This is a genomic window from Alloalcanivorax gelatiniphagus, assembly GCF_005938655.1.
In the GTDB taxonomy this organism is placed as follows: Bacteria; Pseudomonadota; Gammaproteobacteria; order Pseudomonadales; family Alcanivoracaceae; genus Alloalcanivorax; species Alloalcanivorax gelatiniphagus.
In genome coordinates this window covers 25,046-31,324 of the sequence record NZ_VCQT01000028.1, presented here as the reverse complement: position 1 = coordinate 31,324, position 6,279 = coordinate 25,046, and the positions used below count along the sequence as shown (strand labels likewise).

The 6,279-nt window shown below is 65.4% G+C and carries 5 protein-coding genes; 3 read left to right on the top strand and 2 right to left on the bottom strand.

All coding sequences use genetic code 11. The features are described from left to right. Positions 1–465 precede the first annotated feature (465 nt). From FGS76_RS09060 to FGS76_RS09050, 3 genes are read left to right on the top strand one after another with little or no spacing between them, the layout of a single operon-like run. Complete coding sequence (locus tag FGS76_RS09060) at positions 466–1,632, top strand: sulfotransferase family protein (RefSeq protein WP_138772313.1); 1,167 nt, start codon at positions 466–468, stop codon at positions 1,630–1,632. Between the two features lie 49 nt (positions 1,633–1,681). After that, a complete protein-coding gene (locus tag FGS76_RS09055; RefSeq protein WP_138772312.1) occupies positions 1,682–2,860 on the top strand; it encodes a glycosyltransferase in 1,179 nt (392 codons plus the stop codon). A gap of 1 nt (position 2,861) precedes the next feature. Next, positions 2,862–3,572 carry a polysaccharide deacetylase family protein gene (locus FGS76_RS09050; RefSeq protein ID WP_240692483.1) on the top strand — a complete coding sequence of 237 codons (711 nt, stop codon included), beginning with the start codon at positions 2,862–2,864 and terminating at the stop codon, positions 3,570–3,572. A 4-nt stretch (positions 3,573–3,576) separates the two neighbouring features. Here FGS76_RS09050 and FGS76_RS19460 read toward each other — a convergent pair whose 3' ends face one another. Together FGS76_RS19460 and FGS76_RS09045 are read right to left on the bottom strand one after the other, a co-directional pair. Next, a complete protein-coding gene (locus tag FGS76_RS19460; protein ID WP_170214442.1) occupies positions 3,577–3,747 on the bottom strand; it encodes a hypothetical protein in 171 nt (56 codons plus the stop codon). Positions 3,748–4,462: 715 nt separating this feature from the next. Further along, a complete protein-coding gene (locus tag FGS76_RS09045) occupies positions 4,463–5,368 on the bottom strand; it encodes a LysR family transcriptional regulator (RefSeq protein ID WP_138772311.1) in 906 nt (301 codons plus the stop codon). Positions 5,369–6,279: the final 911 nt, after the last annotated feature.

Sequence of the window (6,279 nt, the reverse complement as noted above, 5' to 3'; positions counted from 1 at the left end):
GATGAACGCGCGATGGCGGCAGGCCGGAAAAACGCCCATGTCCGCACTGACTGCGGCAATGCGCAAGCTGATGCACATCGCCTTCGGCGTGCTGCATCGGCAAACCCCATTCCAGACCCAACCCGTTGGGGGTTGAGTCCGGATAGGAGAGACGGTATCTACAGGGGGTGGGGGAGACCCCGCAGCGTGACCTTGTAGGAGCGACTTCAGTCGCGAAAAGGTTTTGGGGCGGCCTTTGAAGGCCCTATCGCGGCTGAAGCCGCTCCTACAGGGGGTGGGGGAGACCCCGCAGCGTGACCTTGTAGGAGCGACTTCAGTCGCGATGGGGTGGGGTGGTCTGCGAAAGCTTTATCGCGGCTGAAGCCGCTCCTACGGGCGGCGCGCGGGGGGCGGCGGCGGGAATGTCATGGAAGAGTCATGTTTGGCCTGCTAGGGTTGGCCCACCGCGAACCGCCGGAGACCGGGATGGGGTCCCTTATCAAGGCATACGCGGTGCTGTTCGTGCGCTCCTGGAATCCGGATTACGACGGCACCGTAAGCGGCGTATCGCCGCGCCGCTGGCTGGTGATGGCCGGCTTCTGGCCGTTGTTTCTTTTGCTGCAGTTGATCAACGGCGCCTTCCTGCTGCTCGACCATCTGCTGTTTCCGGATTTTCGCCGGGTGGTGGTGCGCGCGCCGGTGTTCGTGGTGGGCGTGCCGCGCAGCGGCACCACCTTTCTGCACCGCCTGCTGGCCGGTGACCGGGAGCGCTTCACCACCACCGCCCTGTGGGAACTGATCTTCGCGCCGTCGATCTGCCAGCGGCGTTTCTGGCACGGGGTGGGGCGCCTGGACGCCCTGGTCGGCCGGCCCCTGGGGCGGCTGCTGCACGGGCTGGAACGGCTCGTCCTGGGCGGCCTGGACGACGTGCACCAGACCGGCCTGCGCGACCCGGAAGAAGACTATCTGGCGCTGCTGCCGGTGCTGGGCTGTTTTCTGCTGGTGCTGGCGGTGCCGGACCCGCGCCTGTGGCGGCTGACCTTCGCCGACCGGGACCTGCCGGACGCGGACAAGCGTCGCCTGATGGCCGCCTACCGGCGCTTCGTGCAACGCCACCTGTACGTGCACGGCGACCGGCTCACCTTCCTGTCCAAGAACCCCTCGTTCACGCCGCTGATGGCCACCCTGGCGGCGGAATTTCCCGACGCTCGATTTATCGGCTGCCTGCGCAACCCCACCGAGGCGGTGCCCTCCCAGATCAACTCCATCGTTATCGGCGCGCGGATTTTCGACGGCCGCGACACCGCCGGCTACTGGCGGGAGGGCTTCCTGGCGATGCTCGATTATTACTACCGGCACCTGCTGGACGAACTGGAGCGGCTGCCTCCGTCCCGCCGCGCCCTGTCGCGGATGGAGCAGTTGTCGGCGCGGCCGCTGGCCACCGTGGAGGGCTTCTACGCGGACTTCGGGCTGACCCTGTCGCCGGCCTACCGGGCCTGGCTGGTCGAGCGCGACGAGAAGGCCCGCGCCTACCGCAGCGGCCACCACTATTCGCTGGAGAACCTGGGGGTGGCGCCGCAACGGCTGATCGACACCTTCGGCTGGGTCTATGAAAAATTCGCTTACCCTTTGCCCGCCACTGAACGCCGGTGAGGTTTCTCTTGTCACAAATCAGACATAAGTGGTACTCATACTGCCTGCTATGAAAACAAACGAGCTGCGCGTACTTTTTGTCGTGGACGCCATGAAGGGCCGCAACGGGGTGGGCGCCTACTTTCAGGATCTGGTCGCTCACCTGGACGGTAAGGTGGCCCGGGCCGAGCTGGTGTGTCCCAGCCTGGAGGAGCCCCATCCCTGCCAGGGCGTGTCCATGCCGATCCCCGGGGACCCCACCCAGCGTCTGTTCTTTCCCAAGATGCGCGAGCTGACCGCGCTGGTCTGGGAAATGAAACCGCATGTGATCGTCATCCCCGGCCCGGGCATCTTTTCACTGGGCGCCTACTGGGTGGCCCGCAAACTGGGCATCCCGGTGTGCGTCACCTTCCAGACCGACTATGACCGCCTGGTGCAACTGTACTGGGGGCCGCGCCTGGCCAGGCTGGCCGGGGGCCTGCTCAACTGGCTCAACCGCACCCTGTTCCGGGGCTCCAGCGCGGTGGCCACCATCTGCGAAAGCATGATCGCCGACGCCCGCGCCGCCGGTGCCCGCCACCCGCAACTGGTGGGCACGCCGCTGGGGCCGGAGTTCGTCAACCGCCCACCGGCGCCGCTGGCGGAACCGCTGGACTCAGTGTTGTACGTGGGCCGGCTGGCGGCGGAAAAGAACCTGGAACGCTTCCTGGCCATGGCCGAACAGCGGCCGGACTGCCGCTTCACCGTGGCCGGTGACGGCCCGCTGCGGCCGCTGGTGGAAGAGCACGCCCGGCGCCTGCCGAACCTGCACTTTCTGGGCTGGTGCAGCCGGGAGCAGGTGGTGGAGCAACTGGACGCCCACCAGGTACTGGTGCTGCCGTCCTCGGTGGAAGCCTTCGGTACCGTGGCCCTGGAAGCCCTGGCCCGGCAACGGCTGGTGATCACCACGCCGGTGTGCGGCATCAACCAATGGCCGGCGCTGGCCCGGGTGCTGACCGTGGCGGCGCCGGACGAGGGCCTGGCCGACACCCTGGGCCGTCTGCGGGCGCTGACCCCGGCGGCCCGCCGGGAACGGGCCGAGGCCGGACGCCACGCCGCCCTGGCCATGAACCAGGAGGCCGTGGACGGCTGGCTGCAGGTGCTGCAGGGCTGTGCCCGCCAGGGCGCGGTGCTGCCCAAGCCACGCCGCTCGCCCACGGTGGCGGTGCTGCGTCGGCTGAGTACCCATCAGGCGCGGCCCGGGCTCTGACGTGTCCCTGAGCGGCCTGGTTTCCATCCACGACGTGATGCCGGAGACCCGCGAGCCGGTCGCCGCGTTGCTCGACCATCTGGCCGCCGTGCCGCCGGACCAGGTGACCCTGCTGGTGGTGCCGGGCAAGGACTGGAGCGACCAGGACCTGGACTGGCTGCGCGACCTGGCCGCCCGGGGCTACCCCCTGGCGGGCCACGGCTGGCGGCACCGCTGCGACCCGCCGCGAAGCCTCCATCACCGCCTGCACAGCGCTTTTATTTCCCGCGACGTGGCCGAGCATCTGTCCCTGGACGGCGCCGGCATCGCCATGCTGATCCGCGATTGCCACCGCTGGTTCGTCGAGCACGGTCTGACCCCGTCACCGCTGTACGTGCCGCCGGCCTGGGCGCTGGGCGCCATCGACCGGCATGCCCTGGCGGCGCTGCCGTTTCGCTACTTCGAGACGCTGGGTGGGGTGTACGACGCCAGGGAACGGCGTTTTCATCGCCTGCCGCTGGTGGGCTTCGAGGCGGACAACCTGTGGCGGGCGGCCAGTCTGGCGCTGTTCAATCAATGGAATCTGGGCATGGCGCGGGCCTTGGGCCGGCCGGTGCGGGTATCTATTCACCCGCGGGATTTGTCACTGAAACTGGGCGGGCAGGTGCTGCCGCAAGTACGCCGGCTGGACCGCACCCAGGGCTATCCGGATCTGGCGCCGGTGGCGCCCTGAACGATCAGCCGCGTATGGCGGTGGGACGGCGGGCTTCGGAACCGCCGCTGGTGTCCACTTCGGCGCCGCTGGCCTGACCCTGACCCTCAGGGTCCGCGCTGGCCGCGCCGGACCCCGGCATATAGAACAAGGTCATCATCAGCAGCAGCCCACGGGTGGCGATTCTTCTTCTCATGGTCTGGCTCCCTGGTACCGTCGGCAGCGGCATATGGCGTTATGCCATGACGACGGTGGCCAGCTTAGAGGGGGGCACGTGAATAGCCCGAGAGGAAAAGCGGGATCGCACCCAAATGTAGGAGCGGCTTCAGCCGCGATCACGGCCCTGCTGATGTCGCCAAACCCATCGCGGCTAAAGCCGCTCCTACAGGAGGCGGGGGAGCGATCCTTTGTAGGAGCGGCTTCAGCCGCGATCACGGCCCTGCTGAGGTCGCCAAACCCATCGCGGCTAAAGCCGCTCCTACAGGAGGCCGGGGGAGCGATCCTTTGTAGGAGCGGCTTCAGCCGCGATCACGGCCCTGCTGATGTCGCCAAACCCATCGCGGCTAAAGCCGCTCCTACAGGAGGCGGGGGAGCGATCCTTTGTAGGAGCGGCTTCAGCCGCGATCACGGCCCTGCTGAGGTCGCCAAACCATCGCGGCTAAAGCCGCTCCTACAGGAGGCGGGGAGCGATCCTTTGTAGGAGCGGCTTCAGCCGCGATCATGGCCCTGCTGAGGTCGCCAAACCATCGCGGCTAAAGCCGCTCCTACAGGAGGCGGGGGAGCGATCCTTTGTAGGAGCGGCTTCAGCCGCGATCACGGCCCTGCTGATGTCGCCAAACCCATCGCGGCTAAAGCCGCTCCTACAGGAGGCGGGGAGCGATCCTTTGTAGGAGCGGCTTCAGCCGCGAAACTCAGCCCGCCTGTTCCAGCCGGTCCGCGTTTTCTTCGATGAAATCCACGAACGCCCGGGTCTTGGCGGGAATCAGCTCGCGCCCGGCGTACACCATGTAGAAGTCCAGATCCGGCACCCGGTACTGCGGCAGCAGGCGCACCAGCTCCCCGCTGTCCAGCTGGGCCTGGATATCCGAGAGGCTCTTCATGGCGATGCCGCGGCCTTCCAGCGCCCACTCGCGCAGGGTGTCGCTGTTGTCGGTGATCAGCCCGCCCTGCACCCGCACGGTGTGCCGTTTGCCGGTGTCGTCTTCCAGCACCCACTGGTCCTTGAACGCCCCGGGGCAGTCCAGAATCAGGCAGTGGTGCCGGGTCAGATCGCGGGGCTCCCGGGGCGCCGGGTGCCGTGCCAGATACTCGGGAGAAGCACACAGCACGCAGGGATTGCGCATCAGCCGCCGGGCCACCATGGAGGAGTCCTGGGGCTCGCCCAGCACGATCGCCACATCCACCAGATGGGAGGAGGCGGCCGGGTCCAGCTCACCGAAGTTGAGCTGCACGGAAAGGTCCGGGTAAAGGTCGGAAAATTCGGTCACCAGAGGCACGATATGCTTGCGGCCCAGACCGATGCTGGAGGCGATGCGCAGGGTGCCCTGGGGGTATTGGCCGGCCTGGCTGACCTTGGACACCACGGTGTCCAGCTCGCCCAGCAGCCGCTCCACGTTCTCGTACAGATCACGCCCCTCGTCGGTGAGCTTGAGCCCCCGGGAACTGCGTACCAGCAGCCGGATGCCGAGCTGGTGCTCGATGCGGCTGACATGTTTGCTCACCGAGGCCACTGACAGGTCCAGTGTTTTGGAAGCCTCGGAAAGGGTCCCCGCTTTGACAACCGCGACGAAGATGGTGAAATCCGCAAGCCTTTTCATCGTCTGTCCCTTTTTGTTCTACACCTGATTGGTTTTTATTGCCCCGTCAAAGGGGGCTTTCGGTGTCGACCCTTCCGTGTGAAGGCCAAGTATGGCATAGGCCTATTCGGCCAGCTATAAACTTCAGGAAACAGCCGTTTTATCACTTCGGCACAGCCTGGCGGCGGTCTCTCCCGGTAAGTCGGGCAACCGCAGCCGCTATGAATCCCCGCCCCGGGCCGGTTGATGTTCCGAAAAGTAACAACTGTAAACATGCGCGGAGGGGGGTGCCGAAGGCCCCTCCGGGCAGGCCAACTTCCGGTCTATTTTCGTTGAAGTATACAGCTCAGCATGGAAAGTTTTTTTGTTTTACGCTATCCGCAAGCTCACGAATTGCCATACACAGGGCCTGGCGTTTACATTCGTGCTTGAGGAATCAAGGGATAGGGCAAGAACTTCTGCTGACTTTTGGCTTCGAATCGCCGAAAAAAACGGCGCCGGAGCCACCGGGTTGGAGATTAATGTTTACAGGCGTACCCGTAACAATCTAGGATTCCGCCAAACCCACCCGCGCGGCGGGGGCATCGGTGCGGGACAGTACCGGGCCACCTCGCCACCCGGCAAGCGGGTCGATTAAGGAGTCACGGCGAACAGCGTGGCCAAAAAAAACAACCAGGAGGTGGAGAACGCATGTTGCATGCGCTCTCGAGCCCGGAGACCGGCTCCCCTTTCAAACTCAATGATTTTTCGCCATCGCCGTGCTGTTGCGGGTTCCGCTCTAGCCGTGGAGACCTTCGTGCGTGGCGCTGTGATCCTTACTCGAAAAGTAATAGCTGTGTTAAACGTTGAGCTGCGGTCTCCCGGCTGCGTTCATGAAGAAGAACAACATCAGGCAGAAAGGTTGTCTAACTATGAAAAAATCGATAATCAAA